Annotated in this window: 23 protein-coding genes and 1 pseudogene; all 24 read left to right on the forward strand. The window is 60.4% G+C overall.

All coding sequences use genetic code 11. From position 1 onward, the window contains the following. Positions 1-389: pseudogene (locus G113_RS09200) on the forward strand (flagellar basal-body MS-ring/collar protein FliF); the annotation flags it as partial. Then, positions 382-1,443, forward strand: coding sequence for a flagellar motor switch protein FliG (gene fliG / locus G113_RS09205; protein WP_005899616.1), 1,062 nt, complete (start codon positions 382-384; stop codon positions 1,441-1,443). The pseudogene G113_RS09200 and the gene fliG, both read left to right, overlap by 8 nt. Before the next feature lie 61 nt (positions 1,444-1,504). Next, entirely contained in the window at positions 1,505-2,305 is an 801-nt protein-coding gene (gene fliH / locus G113_RS09210) for a flagellar assembly protein FliH (RefSeq protein WP_005899619.1), read from the forward strand. Positions 2,306-2,467: 162 nt separating this feature from the next. Beyond that, on the forward strand, positions 2,468-3,799 hold the full coding sequence (gene fliI / locus G113_RS09215) for a flagellar protein export ATPase FliI (RefSeq protein ID WP_005899622.1): 1,332 nt from the start codon (positions 2,468-2,470) through the stop codon (positions 3,797-3,799). A 110-nt stretch (positions 3,800-3,909) separates the two neighbouring features. Continuing rightward, a complete protein-coding gene (gene fliJ / locus G113_RS09220) occupies positions 3,910-4,350 on the forward strand; it encodes a flagellar export protein FliJ (RefSeq protein ID WP_005899623.1) in 441 nt (146 codons plus the stop codon). Between the two features lie 84 nt (positions 4,351-4,434). Continuing rightward, the gene (locus G113_RS20250) at positions 4,435-6,231 is read left to right on the forward strand and encodes a flagellar hook-length control protein FliK (RefSeq protein WP_051106580.1); all 1,797 of its coding nucleotides are present in this window, start codon (positions 4,435-4,437) and stop codon (positions 6,229-6,231) included. 57 nt (positions 6,232-6,288) lie between these two features. Next, positions 6,289-6,807, forward strand: a complete 519-nt coding sequence (gene fliL, locus G113_RS09230) for a flagellar basal body-associated protein FliL (RefSeq protein ID WP_005899628.1) — start codon at positions 6,289-6,291, stop codon at positions 6,805-6,807. A 7-nt stretch (positions 6,808-6,814) separates the two neighbouring features. Beyond that, a complete protein-coding gene (fliM, locus tag G113_RS09235) occupies positions 6,815-7,885 on the forward strand; it encodes a flagellar motor switch protein FliM (protein WP_005899630.1) in 1,071 nt (356 codons plus the stop codon). A gap of 42 nt (positions 7,886-7,927) precedes the next feature. Beyond that, entirely contained in the window at positions 7,928-8,323 is a 396-nt protein-coding gene (gene fliN / locus G113_RS09240) for a flagellar motor switch protein FliN (protein WP_005899632.1), read from the forward strand. Further along, positions 8,320-8,700, forward strand: a complete 381-nt coding sequence (fliO, locus tag G113_RS09245) for a flagellar biosynthetic protein FliO (RefSeq protein ID WP_040319082.1) — start codon at positions 8,320-8,322, stop codon at positions 8,698-8,700. The genes fliN and fliO overlap by 4 nt, the downstream gene beginning before the upstream one ends. Next, complete coding sequence (gene fliP, locus G113_RS09250) at positions 8,687-9,466, forward strand: flagellar type III secretion system pore protein FliP (protein ID WP_040319083.1); 780 nt, start codon at positions 8,687-8,689, stop codon at positions 9,464-9,466. Before fliO ends, fliP begins: the two co-directional genes overlap by 14 nt. A gap of 135 nt (positions 9,467-9,601) precedes the next feature. Continuing rightward, positions 9,602-9,871 (forward strand): flagellar biosynthesis protein FliQ, encoded by a 270-nt coding sequence (fliQ, locus tag G113_RS09255; protein WP_005899639.1) that lies wholly within the window; start codon positions 9,602-9,604, stop codon positions 9,869-9,871. 25 nt (positions 9,872-9,896) lie between these two features. Next, entirely contained in the window at positions 9,897-10,694 is a 798-nt protein-coding gene (gene fliR / locus G113_RS09260) for a flagellar biosynthetic protein FliR (protein WP_005899641.1), read from the forward strand. A 56-nt stretch (positions 10,695-10,750) separates the two neighbouring features. Further along, positions 10,751-11,881, forward strand: a complete 1,131-nt coding sequence (gene flhB / locus G113_RS09265; protein WP_005899643.1) for a flagellar biosynthesis protein FlhB — start codon at positions 10,751-10,753, stop codon at positions 11,879-11,881. Between the two features lie 343 nt (positions 11,882-12,224). Beyond that, positions 12,225-14,327 carry a flagellar biosynthesis protein FlhA gene (gene flhA, locus G113_RS09270; protein ID WP_005899645.1) on the forward strand — a complete coding sequence of 701 codons (2,103 nt, stop codon included), beginning with the start codon at positions 12,225-12,227 and terminating at the stop codon, positions 14,325-14,327. A 16-nt stretch (positions 14,328-14,343) separates the two neighbouring features. Beyond that, on the forward strand, positions 14,344-15,789 hold the full coding sequence (gene flhF, locus G113_RS09275; RefSeq protein WP_005899647.1) for a flagellar biosynthesis protein FlhF: 1,446 nt from the start codon (positions 14,344-14,346) through the stop codon (positions 15,787-15,789). Continuing rightward, positions 15,782-16,666: a MinD/ParA family protein gene (locus tag G113_RS09280; protein ID WP_040319084.1), complete on the forward strand. Its 885-nt coding sequence runs from the start codon at positions 15,782-15,784 to the stop codon at positions 16,664-16,666. The genes flhF and G113_RS09280 overlap by 8 nt, the downstream gene beginning before the upstream one ends. Further along, positions 16,659-17,375, forward strand: coding sequence for an RNA polymerase sigma factor FliA (locus tag G113_RS09285; RefSeq protein ID WP_005899651.1), 717 nt, complete (start codon positions 16,659-16,661; stop codon positions 17,373-17,375). The genes G113_RS09280 and G113_RS09285 overlap by 8 nt, the downstream gene beginning before the upstream one ends. Positions 17,376-17,496: 121 nt before the next feature. Further along, positions 17,497-17,868, forward strand: a complete 372-nt coding sequence (gene cheY / locus G113_RS09290) for a chemotaxis response regulator CheY (RefSeq protein WP_436469337.1) — start codon at positions 17,497-17,499, stop codon at positions 17,866-17,868. Between the two features lie 10 nt (positions 17,869-17,878). Continuing rightward, positions 17,879-18,619 (forward strand): protein phosphatase CheZ, encoded by a 741-nt coding sequence (locus tag G113_RS09295; RefSeq protein WP_005899656.1) that lies wholly within the window; start codon positions 17,879-17,881, stop codon positions 18,617-18,619. 167 nt (positions 18,620-18,786) lie between these two features. Further along, a complete protein-coding gene (locus G113_RS09300; protein ID WP_005899658.1) occupies positions 18,787-20,946 on the forward strand; it encodes a chemotaxis protein CheA in 2,160 nt (719 codons plus the stop codon). Positions 20,947-20,978: 32 nt separating this feature from the next. After that, positions 20,979-22,106, forward strand: coding sequence for a protein-glutamate methylesterase/protein-glutamine glutaminase (locus G113_RS09305; RefSeq protein WP_005899660.1), 1,128 nt, complete (start codon positions 20,979-20,981; stop codon positions 22,104-22,106). Continuing rightward, on the forward strand, positions 22,107-22,844 hold the full coding sequence (locus G113_RS09310; RefSeq protein WP_005899662.1) for a flagellar motor protein: 738 nt from the start codon (positions 22,107-22,109) through the stop codon (positions 22,842-22,844). 2 nt (positions 22,845-22,846) lie between these two features. Further along, the coding region (locus G113_RS09315; protein WP_005899664.1) for a flagellar motor protein MotB at positions 22,847-23,140 on the forward strand (294 nt) is incomplete at its 3' end.

Consider the following 23,140-nt stretch of genomic DNA (forward strand, 5'->3'; position numbering starts at 1 on the left):
GCCCCGAGCTGGACGTGATGCCGGATCTGCCGATCTATGAGGAGCCCTGGTTCTGGCGCGCGGTGCGTATCGCCGCCTCAGTGCTGGTCATCATAGTGCTCATCGTGACTGTGGTACGGCCCATGCTCAAGCGCCTGCTCTACCCGGATGTCAGACCCGATGGCGAGCTGGATCTGGACAACAGCATAGTGCTGGGCGGCGACGACGAATTGAGCCTGCTGGCGGCCCAAGCCGAGGCAGAGCCCATCTTCGGGGTGCGCGATGGCCACCTCAAGCTGCCGGATCTCCATCGTGATGAAGACCTGCTCAAGGCCGTGCGAGCCTTGGTGGCGAATGAACCGGACTTGGCCGCTCAGGTCATTAAAGAATGGGTAACCAAAGATGCCTGAAGAAAATAAGAATCAAGTGACTGGCAACGACATCAGCGATGGTCAGCGCCAGATCCTCGAACAGATGACGGGGATCGAGATGGCCGCCGTGCTGATGCTGAGTCTCAACGAAGAGGATGCAGCCCAGATCTTCCGCCATCTTGAGCCCAAGCAGGTGCAACGGCTCGGCATGTCCATGGCCTCCATGTCCGATTTCAGTCACGACAGGGTGGCGGCGGTGCATCGTCAATTTATCGACGATATCCAGAAGTACACCAACATCGGCATCGGCAGCGAAGATTTCGTGCGCAAGGCACTGGTGGCTGCCCTTGGCGAAGACAAGGCCAGCAACCTGGTGGATCAGATCATTCTGGGGTCAGGAGCCCGGGGTCTGGACTCCCTCAAGTGGATGGATGCGCGTCAGGTGGCCAGCATCATCCAGAACGAACACCCGCAGATCCAGACCATAGTGCTCTCTTATCTGGAGCCGGAGCAGTCTGCCGAGATCCTGAGTCAATTCCCGGAGCAGGTACGGCTGGATCTGGTGATGCGGATCGCCAACCTCGAAGAGGTGCAACCTGCGGCGCTGCAAGAGCTCAACGACATCATGGAGAAACAGTTTGCCGGTGCGGCAGGCGCGCAGGCCGCCAAGATGGGCGGCATGAAGGCGGCGGCCAACATCATGAACTACCTGGACACCAACGTCGAAGGTCAGTTGATGGATGCCATCCGCGACTCCGACGAAGAGATGAGCCAGCAGATCCAGGACTTGATGTTCGTGTTCGAGAACCTCATCGACGTGGACGATCGCGGCATCCAGACCATGCTGCGGGAAGTGCCGGGGGATCTGTTGCAGCGGGCCCTCAAGGGCTCGGACGATCAGATGCGCGAGAAGATTTTCAAGAACATGTCCAAGCGGGCCGCCGAGATGCTGGCGGACGACCTGGAGGCCATGGGGCCAATTCGGGTCTCAGAAGTGGAGGCGGCCCAGAAGGAGATCCTCTCCATCGCCCGTCGTCTGGCCGATGCCGGCGAGATCATGCTGGGCGCCGGTGGCGGCGACGAGTTCCTCTAAACCATGAATCATAAGCTGCGCGGTGAAGTCAGGCCGGTAGTGACGAGGAGTTCATCTCAGCATGAATACCAAGAACAGCAAGCTGCGCGGATATGTCAGGCCTGACACGGCCGATACCCAGATAGAGACTTGGGGTTGGCCAGAGATGGAAGTCGAGTCCGAGATAGAGACCAATGCCCTGGGCCTGCCCCAGGATTGGTATCGTCAATCGGAGCAGCAACCGGAGCCTGAACCCGATCCCGAACCGGCGCCCAGCATCACGGCCGAGGAGCTGGAAGCCATTCGCCAGGCAGCCTGGGAGGAGGGCATGGCCGAGGGGCAGGCCGCTGGCTTTGCCAAGGGGCTGGAGGAGGGCAAGCTCGAAGGCCTCAAGCAGGGTCACGATGCCGGCCTCAGCCAAGGCAAGGAGGAGGGCCTGGCGCTGGGGCGCGAGTTGGTCGAGCAGGAGCAGGGCCACTGGCGCCTGCTCGCCTCCCGTCTGGCCGACCCCCTGGCCGAACAGGACGCCGAGGTGGAGCAGCAGCTTGTCGCCTTGGTGATGCAGCTGGCCCGCGCGTTGATCAAGCAGGAGGCGGTGACCTCACCCACCTTGCTGCTCGGTGCCTTGAAGGAGGGACTGGCCCTGTTGCCCGCCTCGAATCAGGGGGTCACCCTCTCCCTGCATCCGGATGATCTTGCCCGGGTGGTGGCGGCATTCGGCGAGGAGGAGTGCGAGCGGCGCCATTGGCGACTCGAGAGCGATCCGACCCTGCTGCCTGGGGATATTCAGCTTGCCACCGAACTCTCCAGCGTGGATCTGGCTCTCTCCGGGCGCATCGACCAGTTACTGCGCAACTTCCTGCGCGACAATCAGCGTGACTGACTCAAGGCCCTCTCTCCTGTCGCCCCGGGATGCCGTCATGACCAACCGCTGGTGCCAACGACTGCAACACTGCCTGGTGAGAGGGTCAGGTTTTAGCCGCTAGGCCGCGAGCCCGATACTTCCCTGTCGCACCGCCTGCCACCACACACAAGGAAACCTGAGATGACAAATAGCCTGGGGCAGCGACTGCAACGTTATCGGGTCGGAGAGATAGCCCCCAAGACACCGGTTGCCGGAAAGTTGACGCGAGTGGTGGGGCTGACCCTGGAGGCCGTGGGCTGCCGGGCGGCCATCGGTGCCCTGTGCCGCATCGATACCCAGGAAGGCACCCTGGAGGCCGAAGTAGTGGGCTTTAGCGGCGATCGTCTGTTCCTGATGCCGAGCGAGCAGCTCAAGGGAGTGATCCCCGGCGCCCGTGTGGTGCCTATTACCGAGGCGTATGGCATACCGGTCGGCATGAATCTGCTCGGCCGCGTCATCGATGGCATCGGCCAGCCGCTGGATGGACTGGGCCCCATTATCGCGGCGCAGACGGTGCAATTTGCCCAGACCCGCATCAACCCGCTTGCCCGTCGTCCCATTCACAAGCCGATGGATGTGGGAGTGCGCGCCATCAATGCCGTGCTCACCGTCGGCCAGGGGCAGCGTATGGGACTCTTTGCTGGCTCCGGGGTCGGCAAATCCGTGCTGCTGGGCATGATGACCCGGGGATCGGTGGCGGATGTGGTGGTGGTCGGCCTCATCGGCGAGCGGGGCCGGGAGGTGAAAGAGTTTATCGAAGATATTCTGGGGGCCGAGGGACGCGAGCGCGCCGTGGTGGTGGCCGCCCCTGCCGATGCCTCGCCGCTGATGCGGCTCAAGGGCTGCGAGACGGCGCTGGCCATCGCCGAATATTTCCGGGATCAGGGGCTCAATGTCCTGCTGCTGATGGACTCCTTGACCCGCTATGCCCAGGCCCAGCGGGAAATTGCCCTGGCCGTGGGAGAGCCTCCTGCAACCAAGGGCTATCCGCCGTCGGTATTTGCCAAATTACCGGCGCTGGTGGAGCGAGCGGGGAATGGCAGCGATGGTCAGGGGTCGATCACCGCCTTTTTCACCGTGCTGACCGAAGGGGACGATCTGCAAGATCCCATCGCGGATGCGGCCCGGGCCATTCTCGATGGCCACATAGTGCTGTCGCGCGAACTCGCTGATTCGGGCCACTATCCGGCCATCGACATCGAGAAATCCATCAGCCGGGTCATGCCTCAGGTCACCTCTGCCGAGCATCAGGGGCTGGCGCGGGCCCTCAAACAGTATTACTCCCTCTATCAGCAGAACCGGGATCTCATCACCATTGGCGCCTACAGCCAGGGGGCGGATCCGCGCATCGACAGAGCCATCAACCAGAAGCCGTATCTGGATCGCTTCTTGCAGCAAAGCATGCGTGAGGTCGTTCACTATGATGATGGCCTACAGGCACTGCAACTGGTGGCCATGCCGCTGATGCAGTGACCCAGAGTGCGGGGCGAAAGCCTGCCTTCATCCAGCGCGAGGTAGTCAATGAGCAAGGTATTGGTATTACTGGCTGAGAAGCCGTTGCTGGTGGCAGCAGGAGGCCAGTCATGAGCAAGGGATTGGTGTTGCTGGCCGAGCGGCTGTTGGTGGCGGAGCAGCAGGCTGCGCTCTCTCTGGCCAAGGCTCAGCAGGATTTGAAGCTGTATCAGCAGCAGCAAGATGCCCTCAACCAATACCGTCAGGTCTATCACCAGCAATGGACAGATCGCGGCTTGCAGGGGATCCCTGCCCAGCAGAACGCCCAATACCACGCCTTCATCAGCAAGCTGGAACAGGCTGCGACCCAGCAATATGAAGGGGTATTGCAGATCCGTGAGGTGCTCACCCAGCGTCGGGAAGAGTGGCTGGCGGCCCAGCAGCGACGCAAGGCGGTGGCCCTGCTGCTCGACAAACAGGCCGTTCGGGCCCAGCAACAGGCCCAGCGTCAGGAGCAGAAGATGCTGGATGAGTTCTCCCTGCGCAGCCGAACCCAGCATTCTGGCCTGTAACTTGCTTTCTGTTGCTCATGGCGCACCAAGGCGCGCCCATACTCCCATTCAGGCCTCATCGGCGCCCAGACCCCGGAATCCAGGATGATGCAAACATTGTTGACCCCCATTACGCCACCCGCTAGCGCTGACAAGAGTGCCCTGGCTGTCCAGGCTGCTCCCTCGCAGGGGGAGGATAAAGCCGAGTTTGCCGATCTCATGAGCCAGTACCGGCAAGGGGAGCAGACAGTGCACTCCAAAGAGACGCGGGCTGAGGGCGCGGCCAAGGTGGATGGGGCTGATAAGGCTTTGCAGCCAGACAGCGAGTCGGCCGAGGCGGACATCGCCGTCAGCCTCGCGCGTCAAGAGACTGACGCCAAGCCAGGCAAAACCCTCGCTCAGACCCAAGATGCCGAGCAGGTTAAGGGTGAGGTCATCGAGGACGGCACTCAGGCGCTCAACTCCCTGGCCGGCCACCCTTTTCTCGCTCATCTGCAAGACTCCCTCAAACAAGATACGCGCCTGGTCTCGCCACCAGGCAGTCAACGTCCCACGGATGGCAATATGTTGCCGCCTGCTTCCGGCCTCGCAGAGGCTGGTGCGGCAGCAACATCAGCAACCGCAATCACATCCGGCAAGCCTGGCGAGCCCGTTGCGCCCCAGGGCCCGGATCAGCCAGCCCTCGCAGATGAGGTACAAGCAGAGAGTGGTGAGCGCAACGGCAAGCTGGTGACGGCCATGCTCGAGACCGGTGTGGATTCGGGCAGCAAGACCCTGCCCGGCGTCTTGCCCAATACTTTGCCCGCGGAGGCGCTGACAGGGGGCGATGCGGTCCGGTCAGACGCTGAGAGCGCCAAGCTGGTCACCGAGTCCGGGCGCAAGCCGGATGTCAGCACACCGGCCCAGGCCTTTGCGGCCGGTACCCAGCTCGCCCAGCAAGGGGGGCCGCTGCCGGCCAGTGCTCAGTCCCATGGGCCGCAGCAGCAAGAGCAAGACAGGGCGCTGTCGCCAGCGAATACGGAAGGGGAAGTCAGTCAGGATGCCGCGGCCAAGACCGCTGGCGACAAGCAGGCCGCCACGCCAGTCACAGCCGCAGGTCAGCATGGGGCGCCCCAGACTGGCAGCCCGGTGACACCGACGTTGGTCGCGTCTTCGCAAGTGTTGGCCCAGGCCCAATCCCAGGGGAATCAGGCCCCGGTGACCAGCCTGCCTCAGGGGATATCCGCCGCCATCGACGCAGCCACGGCGTCAGCGAAAAAAGAGCCCATCATCAAGGGCAAGCTGGCAAGCCTTGAGCGCAGCGAGTCCTTCGTTGCCAGCGGTCAGAAGGTGGAGGGCGACGCTGTGCCCCCCAGCCAACATCAAGGGCCGCACGCTGTGGTCGAGCCCCGGGTTAGCCAGACGGCTCTGAACCAGCCCCGTGCCGATGCTCCCTCTTTGCCCCACCTGAAACTTGCCAGCCAGGATGCCCCGACGGAGTTGCAGCAGAGGGTCAACGTCATGCTGGCGGACAAGCTGCAACAGGCGGAGATCCAGCTCGATCCCCTCGGCCTTGGCAAGATGAAAATCCAGATCCAGCTAGGCCAGGACAGCCAGGCCAGTGTCAACTTCGTAGTGCAACATGGCCAGACCCGGGAGATGCTGGAGCAGGCCATGCCCAGGCTCAGGGAGATGCTGGCGGGGCAGGGCATCCAGCTTGGCCAGACGTCCGTGCAACAGCAGACCCAGCAACAGACTCAGCAACAGTCGCAACAGCAGGCTCAGGGGTTCTCGGGGCAGGGCCATGGTCAGTCCGGTCGAGAGGGCGGTCATAGCGCCCGACATGAGGCCGAAAGCGGCGTCACTCGACTCACTTTGTCCATGGATGCGGCAAACGAGAGCGGAATTGATTTCTATGCTTGATGCGCCCCAAGTTAAGTTTATGATAACGAACAAGTTTGATACTAGGGTGGACAAGGGATGGCGGACGATAGCGAACTCACGCTAAAAGACCCGGCGACGGCCAGCAAGAAAAAGCTGATCATCATGGCAGTCATAGTGCTGGTACTGCTGATTGGCGGCGGCGTTGCCGCCTGGTTGTTGCTCTCGGGTGGCGACGAGGCGAGCAAGGCGCAGGCCAGCGCCCAGGCGGATGGTCAGGCTCAAGACCCCGCGACCCTGCCGGCCCTCTATGTCGGCATGCCCCGTCCCTTCGTGTTCAACGTGGCGGGCCAGAGCCGGGACAGGCTGGTACAGATCAAGGTGCAGTTGATGGTGAGAGGTGCCCCGAGCGAGGCCCTTGCCAAGCAGCATGTACCGCTCATCGAGGGGACGTTGCTGCGGGTCTTCAGCGCAGCCAGCGCCGAGCAGCTGGTTACCTTCGAGGGCAAGGAAAAATTGCGAAATGACTCACTGGAAGAGTGCCGTCGGGTCTTGAAAGACCTGACCTCTTCCCCCGTAATCGAACAAGTGCTGTTTACCGGCTTTGTAATGCAATAGGTGAAGCGTGAGCGATCTGTTAAGCCAGGACGAAATTGATGCCCTCTTGCACGGGGTCGACGATGTCGAAGAGGAGGAGTTAGGTGCGGCCGGCGATCCCGGTGTCGCCCAGTTTGACTTCTCCTCCCAGGATCGCATCGTCCGTGGGCGCATGCCCACCCTGGAGTTGGTGAACGAGCGTTTCGCCCGTCACATGCGCATCAGCCTGTTCAACATGATGCGGCGCACCGCCGAGGTGTCGATCAATGGCGTGCAGATGCTCAAATTCGGCGAATATGTGCATACCCTGTTCGTGCCAACCAGTCTGAACATGGTGCGTTTTCGTCCCCTCAAGGGGACGGCGCTGATCACCATGGAGGCCCGCCTGGTGTTCATCCTGGTGGAGAACTTCTTCGGTGGCGACGGCCGTTACCACGCCAAGATAGAGGGGCGCGAATTCACCCCCACGGAGCGGCGCATCATCCAGATGCTGCTCAAGCTGGTGTTCGAGGATTACAAGGATGCCTGGGCGCCGGTGATGGACGTCGGCTTCGAGTACCTGGATTCGGAAGTGAACCCGGCCATGGCCAACATAGTGAGCCCGACCGAGGTGATCGTGGTCAGCTCCTTCCACATCGAACTCGATGGCGGTGGCGGCGACTTCCACGTGGCCATGCCTTACTCCATGCTCGAGCCCATTCGCGAGTTGCTCGACGCCGGTGTGCAGAGCGACAAAGGCGACACAGACGTGCGCTGGAGCAAGGCGCTGCGTGACGAAATCATGGACGTCAAGGTGGAGCTCAAGGCCAAGTTGCTGGAAACAGAACTGACCCTGCGCGAGCTGATGGAGCTGCAACCTGGCGACATCATCCCGGTGGAGATGCCGGAGAACCTGCTGGTCTATGTGGAGGACTTGCCGACCTTCCATGCCAAGATGGGGCGCTCCAAGGAGAATGTGGCGCTCAAGATTGTCGACAAACTCAAGCGCCCGGACGGGGTCAAGACCGAGATGCACCTGGTCACCCGTGGTGGCGTGCGTATCGATGGCGAAGCCGAGCTCGAAGAGCTCGAACGCAGCATAGAAAATCCCCACAGATAACAGGCCCAGAGCCCGCCCAATCATGAACAGTAAGGAAGTAAGATGAGCACACCCGAAGACGAGCAGGATCTGATGGCCGATGCCTGGGCCGCGGCCCTCGAAGAGCAGGTCACGACCGAAGTCAAACCGGCTCCCCTCGAAGAGCTGAGAGACGATGCGCCCATCAGTGCCGAGGAGCGTCGCAAGCTCGACACCATACTCGACATCCCGGTGACCATCGCCATGGAAGTCGGTCGCAGCCAGATCAGCATCCGCAACCTGCTGCAGCTCAACCAGGGCTCGGTGGTAGAGCTGGATCGGGTGGCCGGTGAGCCCCTGGACGTGCTGGTCAACGGCACCCTGATCGCCCATGGCGAGGTGGTGGTGGTCAATGACAAGTTCGGGATCCGGCTGACCGACGTGATAAGCCAGATAGAGCGGATCAAGAAACTCAAATGATGCGTGTCGCCATCTTGCTACTGCTGTTGCCGTTGCCTGCATTGGCAGAGACAACCGCCACACTGCCGAGCCTCGGCTCCTGGCTACTCTCCAGCCTGCTGGTGATAGGCCTCATCCTGGTGCTGGGTTTTCTGCTCAAGAAGAGCAAGCTCACCCAGGTGATAGGGGGCGGCCAGATGAAGGTGATCGCCAGTTTGCCCCTTGGCTACAAGGAGAAGTTGCTGGTGGTCAAGGTGGGCGAGCAGCAGCTGCTGCTCGGCGTGACTCCCCAGCAGGTCAACTTCCTCTATCGTCTGGAGCAGCCGCTGGATGAGCGTCAACCCCAGGCTTTCGCCCAGCAGTTAAACAAGCTGATGACGCGCAATGACAAAGAATAACGGGATGAAAAGTCTATTGATGAAGCGTCACTGGACCTGGTTGTTGCTGGTGCTCTTCTCGCCGCTGGTACTGGCCCAGGATGGCATGTCGGCTGTGACCATCAAGACCATGGCGGACGGCAGTCAGGAGTACAGCCTGACCCTGCAGGTGCTGGCGCTGATGACGGCCCTCTCCTTCCTGCCAGCCGTGGTCATCATGATGACCTCCTTTACCCGCATCATAGTGGTGCTCGGCATTCTCAGGCAGGCGATAGGTCTGCAGCAGAGCCCCTCAAACCAGGTACTGGTCGGCATCGCGTTGTTCATGTCCTTCTTCATCATGTCCCCCGTGCTGGATCGCATCAACGAAGAGGCATTGCAGCCCTATCTGGCCGAAACCATCACCACCCAGGAGGCGCTGGAGAAGGCGCAACTGCCCCTGCACCAGTTCATGCTGGCCCAGACCCGTATCAAGGATCTCAATACCTTCATGGAGATCGCCAACGTGCAGGTGGACAAGCCTGCCGACGTGCCGCTGCGGGTCTTGATCCCGGCGTTCGTCACCAGCGAACTCAAGACCGCCTTCCAGATAGGTTTCATGCTGTTTCTGCCCTTCCTGGTCATCGACCTGGTGGTCGCCAGCATTCTGATGGCCATGGGGATGATGATGCTTTCTCCCATGCTGGTCTCGCTGCCCTTCAAGCTGATGCTCTTTGTCATGGTCGACGGCTGGAACCTCATTCTGGGATCCCTGGCGACCAGCTTTGGTCTGGGCAGCGGGGGATGATGTCAGCTATCCCAGCCGTTGAAACCTGTCTGGCATGCCATGCTGGATGGCTGGGGTCTGATGCCGACTTTTCTGGCTGGCAGTCTCGGCCAGCAGGCAGGTGGCCAAGCGGGCCAATGGAAAGGAGCTGGTAACATGAGTCCGGAAACCTTTGTCGACGTATTTCGCGAGGCGCTCTGGCTGGTCACCATCATGGTGTGTGCCGTCATACTGCCGAGTCTGTTCGTCGGTCTGCTGGTGGCCATCTTCCAGGCGGCCACCTCCATCAACGAACAGACCTTGAGCTTCCTGCCCCGACTGGTGGTGACCCTGCTGGCCCTGGGCGCCGGTGCTCATTGGGGTCTGCAGAGCCTGATGGATTTCTTCCAGCTGATGGTGAGTCAGATCCCCGAGGTGGTGGGGTGAGTCGCACAGGCCCGGGGCGAGCATCGTGACCTTCTCCAGTCAGCTCATTCTGGAGTGGCTCGCCGCCGTGCTCTGGCCGCTGGCCCGGGTCAGCAGTCTGCTGATGGTGATGGCGGTGTTCGGCAGCAAGCTGGCCCCCATGAATGTGCGCATGGGACTCTCGTTGGCCATCACCTTCCTGATCGTGCCCCTGTTGCCGCCCATGCCCGCTGTCGAGCTCTTCTCGCTCGGCAGTTTTCTCATTCTCGGCCAGCAGATCCTGATAGGCGCAGCCCTCGGCCTGATGACCCAGTTTCTGATGGAGAGCTTCGTGCTGGCCGGTCAGGTCATCTCGATGCAGACCAGCCTGGGTTTTGCCTCCTTGGTGGATCCCATGAACGGCCAGTCCGCCCCCGTGGTGGGCCAGTTCTACCTGATGCTGGCGACCCTGGTGTTCCTCGCCCTCGACGGCCACCTCATCATGCTGCGTATGGTTATCTTGAGTTTCGATACCCTGCCGGTGGGCACCGTGGGCCTCTCGGTTGCGTCTTTGCGTACTTTGGCTGGCTTTATAGGCGTCATGTTCCAGGCCGCCCTGGTGATGTCCCTCTCCGCCATCGTCGCCTTGCTGCTCATCAATTTTGCGTTCGGGGTCATGACCCGGGCCGCTCCCCAGCTCAACATCTTCAGCATCGGTTTTGCGGTCAGCATGATGTCGGGGCTCTTCATTCTCTGGTTGACCATAGGTGGCTTCCTCGGCCACTTCGATGCCCTCTGGGAACGGGTGCAAGAGACGAGCTGCCAGCTCATCGATACCCAGTGTCTGGGAGGTGCCCATGGTTGATGGGGCCAGGTTGAGCGGGGGCAACCTGCCTCTGGGTTTCTGCGGAGCTGGCCCCCATGGCTGATTCCGATCAGGAACGCAGTGAACAGGCGACCGGCAAGCGATTACAGCAGGCCCGTGAGAAGGGGCAGATCGCCCGGTCCAAAGAGTTGGGAACCGCCAGCGTGCTGCTGGCCGCCGTGTTCGGCCTGCTGATGGTCAAGGAGCGCCTGGCCACCGCCATGCTCAAGGTGATGACCATGGGGTTCACCCTGGAGCGGGAGCAGGCATTCGATCCCAATGCCATGGGGGCCATGGTGCCCATCCTGATCGGCGAGGTGGTGGCACCCCTGGGGCTGCTGTTCGCCTTTGTGGCGCTGGCGGCCTTCGTCGGCAATACCCTGCTCGGTGGACTCAACTTTTCTGCCGAGGCCATGATGCCCAAGTGGAGCAAGCTCAGCCCCCTTGCCGGCCTCAAGCGCATGTTCGGGGTGCAATCCTGGGTGGAGCTGGTCAAGTCCATCGCCAAGGTGCTCTTCATCAGCCTGTTCGCCTGGTGGACCTTGTCGAGTCAGTTCAGCCACCTGCTCAATCTCTCCCTGGAAGCCTTTCCTGGCGGCATCATCGATGCCCTCGAGCTGTTTCTGTGGATGCTGATCATTCTGTGTTGCGCCTTGCTGCCCATCGTTGCCATCGATATTCCCTTCCAGAGCTGGAACCATGCCCGTCAGCTCAAGATGACCAAGCAGGAGGTCAAGGACGAGTACAAGGATTCCGAGGGCAAGCCCGAGGTCAAGGGCCGTATCCGCCGCTTGCAGATGGAGATGGCGGCGCGGCGCATGATGGGGGACGTGCCCAAGGCCGATGTCATCATCACCAACCCGACCCACTACTCGGTGGCGTTGCAATATGATCAGAGCAAGCCGGGGGCTGCGCCCAAGGTGCTGGCCAAGGGGGTGGACGATATAGCGCTCAAGATCCGCGAGATAGGCCGCGAATATGAGATCCCCATACTGCCATCCCCGGCGCTGACCCGCGCGATCTACCACAGTGCCGAGATAGGCCAGGAGATCCCAGAGGGGCTGTTTGCCGCCGTGGCCCAGGTGCTTGCCTATGTCTATCAGCTCAAGAAATTCCGCCGTGGCCGGGGCCGCCGCCCGCAGCCTCTTGGCAAGGATCTGCCGATACCCAGCGAATACCGAAAATAACATGGGATACTTGATGACGGCACTCGCCGCTTTTTGGAACGGATCTGTCTCTCTTCCCAACGAATATCGCAAATAACATGGGTACTTGATGACGGCACTTGCCGCTTTTTGGAACGGATCTGTCTATATCCCCACCGCATGCCGCAAATAACGCGGGCATATGACGGCAATTCAGATGTCGTCACCCGCAATCCATGGCCTGGTTCTCTCTATGTCTAGCGAATATCGAAAATGACAAACTTCTGACGCAGTCAAAATAAAATCATTTAAAATCAACAAATTGCTTTATTGGCTCGATGTTTGCTTTAATCTGCCCATCTGGGATAAAGAACTGAGAGTCGTCATGACAGTGCGGGCATCATTGGGCCGGTTGAAAGAGTACCGCGGACTACTGAGCAAGGGCTTGGGTACACCGCTGCTGGTGTTGGCCTCCCTCGGCATGGTGGTGCTGCCCATACCGCCGCTGATGCTGGACACCCTGTTCTCCTTCAACATTGCCCTCTCCATCGTGGTTCTGCTGGTGGCCGTCTACACCCGCCGCCCCCTCGAATTCGCCGCCTTCCCAACGGTGCTTTTGATAGCGACCTTGCTGCGTCTGGCGCTCAACGTCGCCTCGACCCGGGTGGTACTGCTTGAAGGCCATAATGGTGGCGATGCCGCGGGTCATGTGATCGAGGCGTTCGGCAACGTGGTGATCGGCGGCAACTATGCGGTCGGCATCATCGTTTTTCTCATTCTGGTCATCATCAACTTCGTGGTGGTTACCAAGGGGGCAGGACGTATCTCGGAAGTCAGCGCCCGCTTCACGCTCGATGCCATGCCCGGCAAGCAGATGGCGATAGATGCCGATCTCAATGCGGGTCTCATCAATCAGGAAGATGCTCGCAAACGCCGCGCAGAGGTGACTCAGGAGGCGGATTTCTACGGCTCGATGGACGGTGCCTCCAAATTCGTCAAGGGGGATGCCATCGCCGGCATCATGATCCTCTTCATCAACATCATCGGTGGTTTCATCATCGGCATGATGCAGCACGATCTCAGCTTCGGCGAGGCGGCTGAAATTTATACTCTGCTTGCCATAGGTGACGGTCTGGTTGCCCAGATCCCCTCACTGCTGCTCTCCATTGCCGCCGCCATCATAGTGACCCGTCAGAACACGGATCAGGACATGGGTACTGCCATGCTGAGCCAGCTGTTCGACAACCCCAAGGCCCTGGTCATCTCCGCCAGCATCTTGCTGATGATGGGGTTGGTGCCGGGCATGCCGCACCTTGCCTTCCTGAGTCTTGGTGGTGGTGCGGCGCTTGGCGCCTGGTGGTTGTTGCGCCGCGAGAAGCAGAACAAGGCGAAGGCGGCGAGCGGTGAATTGCTGCCGGCCAATGGCGATGCACCGATCGAGCAGAAAGACCTGAGCTGGGATGACGTCATGCCGGTGGACATCATCGGACTCGAGGTTGGCTATCAGCTGATCCCCCTGGTGGACAAGAGCCAGGGTGGCGAGCTGCTCAACCGGATCAAGGGGGTGCGCAAGAAGCTCTCCCAGGAGCTCGGTTTTCTGGTACCGGCTGTGCATATCCGCGACAACCTGGATCTCGCACCGAACCAGTACCGCATTACCCTGATGGGGGTGAGTACGGGGGAGGCGAATGTCTACCACGACAAGGAGATGGCCATCAACCCGGGCCAGGTGTTCGGCCAGATCCAGGGGATCCCGACCCAAGATCCCGCCTTCGGGCTTGAGGCGGTCTGGGTCGCCAAGGATCAGGTCTCCCAGGCGCAGACTCTGGGCTATACGGTGGTGGATGCCGCCACCGTAGTGGCAACTCACATGAGCCAGATCCTCTCCAACCAGGCGGCGCTGCTGCTTGGTCACGATGAAGTACAGCAACTGCTCGACATGATAGGAAGGCACCAGAGCAAGTTGGTGGAAGGGCTGGTTCCCGAGGTGATCAGCATGGGTAACCTGGTCAAGGTGCTGCAGAATCTCCTCAATGAAGGCGTGCCTATTCGTGACATGCGCACCATACTGCAGACCCTGGTGGAATATGGTCCCCGCAGCCCGGATCCCGAGGTGCTGACCGCGGCCTGCCGTATCGCCCTGCGCCGGTTGATCGTGCAGGAGATAGCGGGCCCGGACCCCGAGTTGCCGGTCATTACATTGGCGCCAGAGTTGGAACGTATATTGCATCAATCATTGCAGGCGGGTGGTGGCGAAGGGGCCGGTATAGAGCCGGGCCTGGCGGAGCGGATGCAGCGCTCTCTGCTTGAGGCCACCCAGCGACAAGAGTTGGAAGGTCAACCGGCGGTGCTTCTGACATCGGGGATTTTACGCAATACCCTGGCCAAGTTTGTCAAGAATGCCATTCCAGGATTGCGTGTCCTGTCTTATCAGGAAGTGCCGGATGACAAGCAGATCCGTATTGTCAGCGCGGTAGGGCAGAACTAGTTAGCGGAGATGACGGGTGAAGATTAAGCGGTTTTTTGCCAAGGATATGCGCACGGCCCTGGCCGAAGTCAAAGAGACTCTCGGACCGGACGCCGTCATCATGTCCAACAAAAAGGTCACCGGCGGAGTCGAGATCGTTGCCGCGATAGACTATCAGTCTCAGGTCAGCATCCCGAGGGATCTGCCGGTTCGCCGTCAGTTGCACGAAGAGAGTGTCAATATTTCGTCTGCGGCGCGTCAGGCCGTGCGCCCGACTAGCCAGCTTTCCGGCGCAGCCCTGGCCCAGGAGCCGGGCAAAGGCGGGCAGAGCAGGAACGAGCAGTATGCCGATACCCTGGCTGCCCTGTTGGCGCGCCAGCAGCAGCTGACCCCCGGCCAGAGCGGACTGGGCGCGGGGCGCGGGGCCTCTCAACCGGCACAGGCGCCACGTACCTTGGCCGAACAGAGCAACTGGACGGCCCCGGAAGCCGCCAAGCCCAAAGCGCGCCCTGCTGCCCAGCGTGCGCCGCAACCGGCCCAGCGCGACCAGGAGATGGAGGGCATGCGTCATGAGATGGCCTCCATTCGCAAGCTGCTCGAACACCAGATCTCCGGTCTGATGTGGCAGGAAGTGGAGCGCCGTGAGCCGATGCGAGCCCTGCTCATCAAGGAGCTCAAGAAAATTGGCTTCGATGATGCTTTTGCCGATCAGCTGGCAGGTCTCATACCGGAAGATGTCTCTGTGCATCAGGCACTGGCCCAGTTGGCCGAGGTGTTGACGGCACAGCTCAAGGTGAGCGAGGACGACATCTTGCGTCAAGGGGGCGCCGTTGCGCTGCTGGGACCGACCGGGGTGGGCAAGACCACTACCATCGCCAAGTTGGCGGCCCGTTTTGCCATGAAGTATGGCGCCGAGCAGGTAGCCTTGATCACCACGGACAACTATCGGATCGGGGCCCACGAGCAGTTGCAAACCTATGGGCGTATCATGGGGTGTCCGGTGCGTCAGGTACGGGACGCGGAAGAGCTGTCGGCCGCCCTTTATCAGTTCCGCCACCGTCGATTGGTGTTGATTGACACCGCGGGCATGGGGCAACGGGATATCAGGCTTACCGAGCAGCTCGACACCCTGGTCAAGAGCTCAAAGGTGCAGATCCGCAGTTATCTGGTGATGTCGGCGACCTCCCAGCGCCGGGTCATGCAAGAGGCCATGGATCACTTTCGCCGCATACCGCTCTCCGGCTGCATTCTTACCAAGCTGGATGAGAGTCTCAATCTGGGGGAAGTGATTAACGTGTGCATCCAGAATGCGCTGCCCATCAGTTACATCACCGATGGCCAGCGGGTTCCGGAAGATATTCAAATTGCCAACGCAGCCCAGCTCGTCGGCGCGGCCATGGGGTCGCTGGACCGGCAGAGTGAAGAGCCCTATTTCTGGGGTGCAGGTTTTGGCGAGGGCGAGGATTCAGAATCTTATGAGTAACATACCTATGGATCAGGCGAGTGGTCTGCGCAAAATGCGTACAAATAATCGAGTGAAAGTGATCGCTGTCTCCGGTGGTAAGGGGGGCGTCGGCAAGACCAACGTCACCCTGAACGTGGCCGGGGCCATGGCGGCGCAAGGCAAGCGGGTCATGGTGCTGGATGCCGACTTGGGTCTGGCCAACGTGGACGTCATGCTGGGTCTGCGGGTACATCGCAACCTCTCCCACGTGTTGGCGGGAGAGTGCACCCTGGACGACATCATCGTCGAGGGTCCCTACGGCATGATGATAGTGCCGGCCACTTCGGGTACCCAGTCGATGGTCGAGCTCTCACCTGCCCAGCACGTGGGGCTTATCCGCGCGTTCAGCGAGATGAAGACCCAGGTCGACATACTGCTGGTGGATACCGCCGCCGGTATCTCCGACATGGTGTTGAGCTTCACCCGTGCCGCCCAGGACATCATGATAGTGGTGTGCGACGAGCCGACCTCCATCACGGATGCTTATGCCCTCATCAAGATCCTCTCCAAGGACCATGGGGTTTTCCGCTTCAAGGTGGTGGCGAACATGGTGCGCTCCCTGCGCGAAGGACAGGAGCTTTATGCCAAACTGACCCGGGTGACCGATCGTTTCCTTGATACGTCTCTGGAATTGGTCGCCTGTGTTCCCTATGACACCAACTTGCGGGCCGCAGTACGCAAGCAGAAGTTGATCATTGAAGCCTTCCCCAAGTCGCCGGCTGCATTGGCATTCCGCGCCCTGGGCAACAAGGCTGCCAGTTGGCCCATCCCGCATCAGCCCGGTGGTCACCTGGAGTTCTTCCTGGAAAATCTGCTGCAAAAACCGGCAATCACAGAGGAAGGTGCTCGTGAATAAAGCCCAAGCGTACTTGCGTCATCAGGATTCCTATGTGCTGGTGGAGCGCCACGCTCCGTTGGTGAAACGGATCGCCCAGCATCTGTTGGCTCGTCTGCCGAGCAGTGTCTTGCTGGATGACCTGATCCAGGCAGGTATGATTGGTCTGCTCGAAGCCTCCCGCAACTTTGACGGTAGCAAGGGTGCGAGTTTCGAGACCTATGCTGGCATCCGCATTCGCGGCTCCATGCTCGACGAGATCCGCCGTGGTGACTGGGTGCCCCGTTCGGTACACCGCAACAGTCGCACCATAGCGGATGCCATAGAGAACGTGGAACAGGCCCATGGCCGTGATGCCCGCGACACCGAGGTTGCCGCCTATATGGGGGTTGGCCTTGGCGAATATCACACCATGTTGCAGGATGTCTCCTGCGGCAAGATCATCGGCATCGAGGATCTTGGGATCAGCGAGGATGTGATTGGTGGGCCCGATACGGGTAATAACCTGGGCTTTGACGAACTGGCAGCCGAGCGATTCCAGAGCGCCCTGGCCGAGAACATAGGCCGTTTGCCGGAGCGGGAAGCCCTGGTGCTTTCCCTCTACTACGACGAAGAGTTGAATCTGCGCGAAATTGGCGAAGTATTGAACGTAAGTGAGTCTCGGGTGAGCCAGATCCACAGTCAGGCGATGCACAGATTGCGTGCTCGCCTGCGAGATTGGCACGCATAAGCGTGTCATGGCTACACTGGCCACCGACTCTCAGGCATAATCCGCACCCTGAAACCTGCGCTATTGCATCATTAAGTAAGCCGCCACGACGGCTCTCTAGGAGGAAAATTTGGACAAGAACATGAAAATCCTCATCGTCGACGACTTCTCGACGATGCGCCGGATTATCAAGAACTTGCTGCGCGATCTCGGCTTCAACAACACCCATGAAGCGGATGACGGCAATACGGCATTGCCGATGCTCAAGAATGGCGACTACCAGTTCGTGGTCACCGACTGGAACATGCCCGGTATGCAAGGCATCGATTTGCTCAGGGCCATTCGCCTCGACGACAAACTCAAGCATCTGCCGGTGTTGATGGTGACTGCTGAAGCCAAGCGCGAACAGATCATCGAAGCGGCCCAGGCCGGCGTCAACGGTTACATCGTCAAGCCGTTCACCGCCGCCACTCTCAAAGAGAAACTCGACAAGATCTTCGAGCGGATCGGCTAAGGGGCCCGCCATGACGGCCAAAACGAGTGCCATGATCTCCCTCGAGCAGGCGAGAATGCTGGTCACCCATCTGGAGCAGGGGGAGTTTGAGTCGGCTGATTCACTGCTCGCCGATGTCTGTGCCCCTAATGCGGCCATGCTGTTTGACAAGGTTGGCCAGCTGACCCGTCAACTGCACGATTCACTGCGCGATTTCCAGCTCGATCCCAGACTGCCCTCCCTCGCCAATCAGGAGATCCCGGATGCTCGCGAGCGGCTCAGTTATGTCATCGACATGACCGACAAGGCCGCCAACCGCACCATGGACGCCGTCGAGGCCAGTCTGCCCATTGCCGATCGCCTCAATGACAATATCCAGTTGGTGCTGCCGAACTGGCAGGCGCTGATGTCCCGGGAGCTCAGCCTGGGTCAATTCAAGGCTTTGTGTCATCAACTGGATGATTTTATTAAGGCTTCTGAATCCGATGCCGATAAATTACGACAATTGCTGACTGATATCCTGATGGCTCAGGATTTCCAGGACCTGACCGGACAAATGATCCGCCGGGTAATCACCCTGGTGCAGGAAGTTGAAACCAAATTGATCGAAATGCTGACCATGTTTGGTGACGCGACGACTGAGCCTGCCCCTCCCCAGCCACCCGTGAGCGGGATAGAGGCGGAAGGGCCCATCATGAACCCTCATACCCGAAATGACGTGGTAAACGGTCAGGATGATGTGGACGATCTGCTGTCCAGCCTCGGATTCTAGATGATATGGACAGTTTACTGTCCAGCCTCGGATCCTGAATGAGATATGGATGTTCTGCAGTCCAGTCTCGGATCCTAAATGAGATGTGGACGATCTGCTGTCCAGGCTCGGACCCTAGATGATGTGGACGATCTGTTGTTCAACCCCGGATTCTAATGGAGTGACGAATGGCCTTCGAAGTTGATGAAGACATACTGCAAGACTTTCTGGTCGAAGCATCCGAAATATTGGAACAGTTGTCTGAACAACTGGTCGAACTCGAGAAGCGCCCCGACGACAAGAACCTGCTCAACGCCATCTTTCGCGGTTTTCATACCGTCAAAGGGGGCGCCGGCTTCCTGTCGCTGACCGAATTGGTCGATGTCTGCCATGGGGCCGAGAACCTGTTCGACATGCTGCGCAATGGCAAGCGAACCCTCAGTGCCGAACTGATGGACGTGATCCTGCAGGCCCTCGACGCCATCAACGTCATGTTTGTTCAGGTGCAAAACCGTGAGCCGACCAGTGCTGCAGCCCCCGAGCTCCTGCACAATCTCCATGAGTTGTGCAAGCCCCAGGGGGAAGAGCAACTACTCAATGCCAGTACGGACCAGAGCCCGGCGGCACCCGCCATCGAGCCCGAGCCTGCACCTGACGCGGCCCCTGTCCTGGCCGGACAGGGTGGCGGTTCCATCGACGAGATCTCCGATGACGAGTTCGAGCGTCTGCTCGACGAGTTGCACGGGGCGGGCGCCTCACCGACGACGCTGGTTGCACCCTCTGCCGCCCCTTCGGCCAGCGGTGATATCACGGACGACGAATTCGAAGCCCTGCTCGATCAGCTCCACGGTCATGGTCAGCATCTGGGGGCACCGACGCCATCTCCGCTGCCGTCGGTACAGAGCGAAGTGGACTCCCTGATCGATGACGACGAGTTCGAACGCCTGCTCGATGAACTCCATGGCCGTGGCCAGGGTCCTGCCGTCACCATGAAATCGGCCGCGCCTGCTGCTGCAACGCCCAGCACACCAGTGGTGCCAGCAAGTCCGGTCGCGGCAGCACCTGTTGTGGCCAAGGCTGCGGCCCCGCTCGCTCCTAAACCGGCTCCGGCCACAGCCCCTGCACCAGTCGCCAAGGCACCGGCCAAGCCCGCGGCCTCCGAGAACAGTGCGGTCCAAAACGACAGCACTGTGCGGGTAGATACCAAGACCCTGGACGTCATCATGAACATGGTGGGCGAGCTGGTCCTGGTGCGTAACCGTCTGGTAAGTCTTGGCATCAACAGCAATGACGAAGAGATGTCCAAGGCGGTTGCCAATCTGGATGTGGTCACCGCGGATCTGCAAGGGGCGGTGATGAAGACCCGCATGCAGCCAATCAAGAAGGTGTTTGGCCGCTTCCCGCGGGTGGTGCGCGATTTGGCCCGCAGCCTGAAGAAAGACATTGAACTCATCATGGTCGGGGAAGAGACCGACCTTGATAAAAACCTGGTGGAGGCTCTGGCCGACCCGCTGGTTCACTTGGTTCGCAACTCTTGCGACCATGGGGTCGAGATGCCTGATGTGCGGGAGAAGGCGGGTAAACCGCGTCAGGGCACCATTACCCTGAGTGCCTCCCAGCAGGGGGATCATATCTTGCTCTGCATCGAAGATGACGGTGCCGGTATGGATCCCGAGAAACTCAAGTCCATCGCCATCAGCCGCGGGGTACTCGACGCCGACAGCGCGGCCCGCATGAGCGATACCGATGCTTACAACCTGATCTTTGCCCCCGGTTTCTCCACCAAGTCAGAGATCTCCGATATCTCGGGCCGTGGCGTCGGCATGGACGTGGTCAAGACCAGCATAGTGAGCCTGAACGGCTCGGTGCACATCGACTCAACCTTCGGCAAGGGAACGCGTCTCGAGATCAAGGTGCCGCTCACCCTGGCGATATTGCCGACCCTGATGGTTGAGGTAGGGGAGCAGACCTTTGCGCTGCCACTGGGCTGCGTCAACGAGATCTTCCACCTGGACCTGAAGAAGGCCAATGTGGTGGATGGTCAGCTGACCATCATAGTGCGCGACAAGGCGATCCCGCTTTTCTACCTGCACAAGTGGTTGATCCGTGGCGCCAATCGCCATGGCAAACAAGAGACCGGTCACGTAGTGATCGTGCAGATTGGTACCCAGCAGGTCGGCTTCGTGGTCGACAATCTCATCGGGCAGGAAGAGGTGGTGATCAAGCCGCTGGACAACCTGTTGCAAGGCACGCCGGGTATGGCGGGTGCCACTATCACCAGCGATGGCGGCATTGCACTTATTCTCGATGTCCCCAGTCTGCTCAAGGCCTATGCGCGTAGACAATAATCCTTCGGGTCCAAGGAGTTAGAAAAATAACAATGGCAGTCAAGGTATTAGTCGTCGACGATTCGAGCTTCTTTCGCCGCAGGGTCAGCGAGATCATCAATCAGGATCCCCAGCTGACCGTGATAGACACGGCCCAAAATGGCCGTGAGGCGGTAGACAAGGCCATCGCCCTGCGCCCCGATGTCATCACCATGGACATAGAGATGCCGGTGCTCGATGGCATCAGTGCGGTGCGTGAGATCATGGCCAAGTGCCCCACGCCCATACTGATGTTCTCCTCCCTGACCCATGAAGGCGCTCGCTCTACCCTGGATGCCCTGGATGCCGGGGCCCTGGATTTTTTGCCCAAGAAATTCGAAGACATCGCCCGCGACAAGGATGAAGCGGTACGTCTGTTGCAGCAGAGGGTCAAAGAGATCTCTCGCAAGCGCTTCATGATGTTGGCCCGCCCGCAACCGGTGGCGGCCGCTCCTGCGGCCAGACCGGCTCTGGGCGCGGCGTCCCTGCGCGAACGTCCGGCCTTGGCCGAGCGCGCCTTGAGCACTGAGCGCACCGCGCCGGTTGCCAGCTTCAAGCGCAGCGGCAAGAGCTATCAACTGGTGGCCATCGGCACCTCGACCGGCGGTCCGGTCGCCTTGCAGAATGTGTTGACCAAGCTGCCCATCGATTTCCCCCATCCGATCCTGCTGATCCAGCACATGCCGGCCACCTTCACCGCCGCCTTTGCGGCTCGCCTCAATGGCCTGTGCCAGATAGGAGTCAAGGAGGCGCAGGATGGCGACGTGCTCAAACCCGGTCATGCCTATCTGGCGCCGGGCGGCAAACAGATGTTGCTCGAGGGGCGTGGCACCGGTGCCCGGTTGCGCATCATAGAGGGCAATGACAAGGTCAACTACAAACCCTGCGTCGACATCACCTTTGCCTCCGCCGCCAAGACTTATGGTGACAAGGTGCTGGCCATAGTACTGACCGGCATGGGCGCCGATGGCCGCGATGGTGCGCGCCTGCTCAAGGAGCAGGGTTCCACTATCTGGGCTCAGGACGAGGCCTCTTGCGTCGTCTATGGGATGCCGCAAGCGGTCGCCAAGGCGGGTATCGCCTCCGAATCTCTGCCTCTGGACAGGGTCGCCCAGCGCATCCTGGTCGAGTTAGGTCGCTAAATGGCGCTGCTTGGGTTAGCGCTGGCGCTGGCGGCCATTGCCATAGCCCAATGGTGGCATGGTGGCAGCTTGCTGACCCTGCTCGACGGCCCCGCCTTTCTCATCGTGGTGGGCGGCACCCTGGGTGCCGTCATACTGCAGACTCCGCGCCAATATTTGCTGCAGGCCTTTGGCCAGCTTGGTTGGGTGCTGAACCCGCCCGCCTGGGATCTCGCCCAGCAGGGGGAGCGGCTGAAACGCTGGGCCATGTTTGCCCGTCAGCAGGGGTTGCTGGCCCTGGAAGAGGCGGCCGATGGTGAAGTGGATCCCTTTACCAACCAGGGGCTCACCATGTTGGTGGATGGGGTGCCGGTCGAGCAGATGCGCCAGCTGCTCGAGGCCGATATCGATATCAGCCAGGAGCACAATGAGCATGCGGCCCGGGTGTTTGAATCCATGGGTGGCTACAGCCCGACCATCGGCATCATAGGGGCGGTGCTCGGCCTCATCCAAGCCATGTTTCATCTGGAAGACCCGGCGGCGCTTGGCGCCGGTATTGCCGTGGCCTTCGTGGCGACTATCTATGGGGTGGGCTTTGCCAACCTTGTCTATTTGCCGCTCGCCAACCGGCTGCGGGCATTCCATTACCACTATGGCCTCTACCAGGAGATGACCCTGGAGGGACTGCTGGCTATCGCCCATGGCGAGAACAGCCTGCAGCTGGAGCGTCGGCTCAGGGTCTACCTCAAGGGGGAGTGAACATGCGCAAGCGCTATCGTCTTCACCTGCGAGGCCATGAACAGCTGGATCGCTGGCTGGTATCCTACGCCGATTACATGACCCTGATCTTCGCGCTGTTCGTGGTGCTCTATTCGGTGGCCATGGTCGACAAGGATAAGTTTCGGGTCGTGATCGAAGGCATGACCCAGGCCTTTGAGGCGCGTCCTTTGCAGGGCGAGGGACTGCTGGAGCGGGAGGGGCCCGCCATCGTCCCCCCAGCCCTAGCGCCGGACAAGATCATACCCGACCCCTCGCAGGCGCAGGCAATTGCCCTG

The organism is Aeromonas molluscorum 848 (assembly GCF_000388115.1).
Lineage (GTDB): Bacteria > Pseudomonadota > Gammaproteobacteria > Enterobacterales > Aeromonadaceae > Aeromonas > Aeromonas molluscorum.

Coding starts and splice junctions, on each gene's coding strand:
- fliI (WP_005899622.1), top strand. CDS start 2,468: ATGACAAATAGCCTGGGGCAGCGACTGCAACGTTATCGGGTCGGAGAG.
- fliH (WP_005899619.1), top strand. CDS start 1,505: ATGAATACCAAGAACAGCAAGCTGCGCGGATATGTCAGGCCTGACACG.
- G113_RS09310 (WP_005899662.1), top strand. CDS start 22,107: ATGGCGCTGCTTGGGTTAGCGCTGGCGCTGGCGGCCATTGCCATAGCC.
- fliO (WP_040319082.1), top strand. CDS start 8,320: ATGATGCGTGTCGCCATCTTGCTACTGCTGTTGCCGTTGCCTGCATTG.
- flhA (WP_005899645.1), top strand. CDS start 12,225: ATGACAGTGCGGGCATCATTGGGCCGGTTGAAAGAGTACCGCGGACTA.
- fliL (WP_005899628.1), top strand. CDS start 6,289: ATGGCGGACGATAGCGAACTCACGCTAAAAGACCCGGCGACGGCCAGC.
- fliQ (WP_005899639.1), top strand. CDS start 9,602: ATGAGTCCGGAAACCTTTGTCGACGTATTTCGCGAGGCGCTCTGGCTG.
- fliP (WP_040319083.1), top strand. CDS start 8,687: ATGACAAAGAATAACGGGATGAAAAGTCTATTGATGAAGCGTCACTGG.
- fliG (WP_005899616.1), top strand. CDS start 382: ATGCCTGAAGAAAATAAGAATCAAGTGACTGGCAACGACATCAGCGAT.
- flhB (WP_005899643.1), top strand. CDS start 10,751: ATGGCTGATTCCGATCAGGAACGCAGTGAACAGGCGACCGGCAAGCGA.
- fliN (WP_005899632.1), top strand. CDS start 7,928: ATGAGCACACCCGAAGACGAGCAGGATCTGATGGCCGATGCCTGGGCC.
- fliJ (WP_005899623.1), top strand. CDS start 3,910: ATGAGCAAGGGATTGGTGTTGCTGGCCGAGCGGCTGTTGGTGGCGGAG.
- G113_RS09305 (WP_005899660.1), top strand. CDS start 20,979: ATGGCAGTCAAGGTATTAGTCGTCGACGATTCGAGCTTCTTTCGCCGC.
- G113_RS09280 (WP_040319084.1), top strand. CDS start 15,782: ATGAGTAACATACCTATGGATCAGGCGAGTGGTCTGCGCAAAATGCGT.
- G113_RS09295 (WP_005899656.1), top strand. CDS start 17,879: ATGACGGCCAAAACGAGTGCCATGATCTCCCTCGAGCAGGCGAGAATG.
- G113_RS20250 (WP_051106580.1), top strand. CDS start 4,435: ATGATGCAAACATTGTTGACCCCCATTACGCCACCCGCTAGCGCTGAC.
- cheY (WP_436469337.1), top strand. CDS start 17,497: ATGAAAATCCTCATCGTCGACGACTTCTCGACGATGCGCCGGATTATC.
- G113_RS09300 (WP_005899658.1), top strand. CDS start 18,787: ATGGCCTTCGAAGTTGATGAAGACATACTGCAAGACTTTCTGGTCGAA.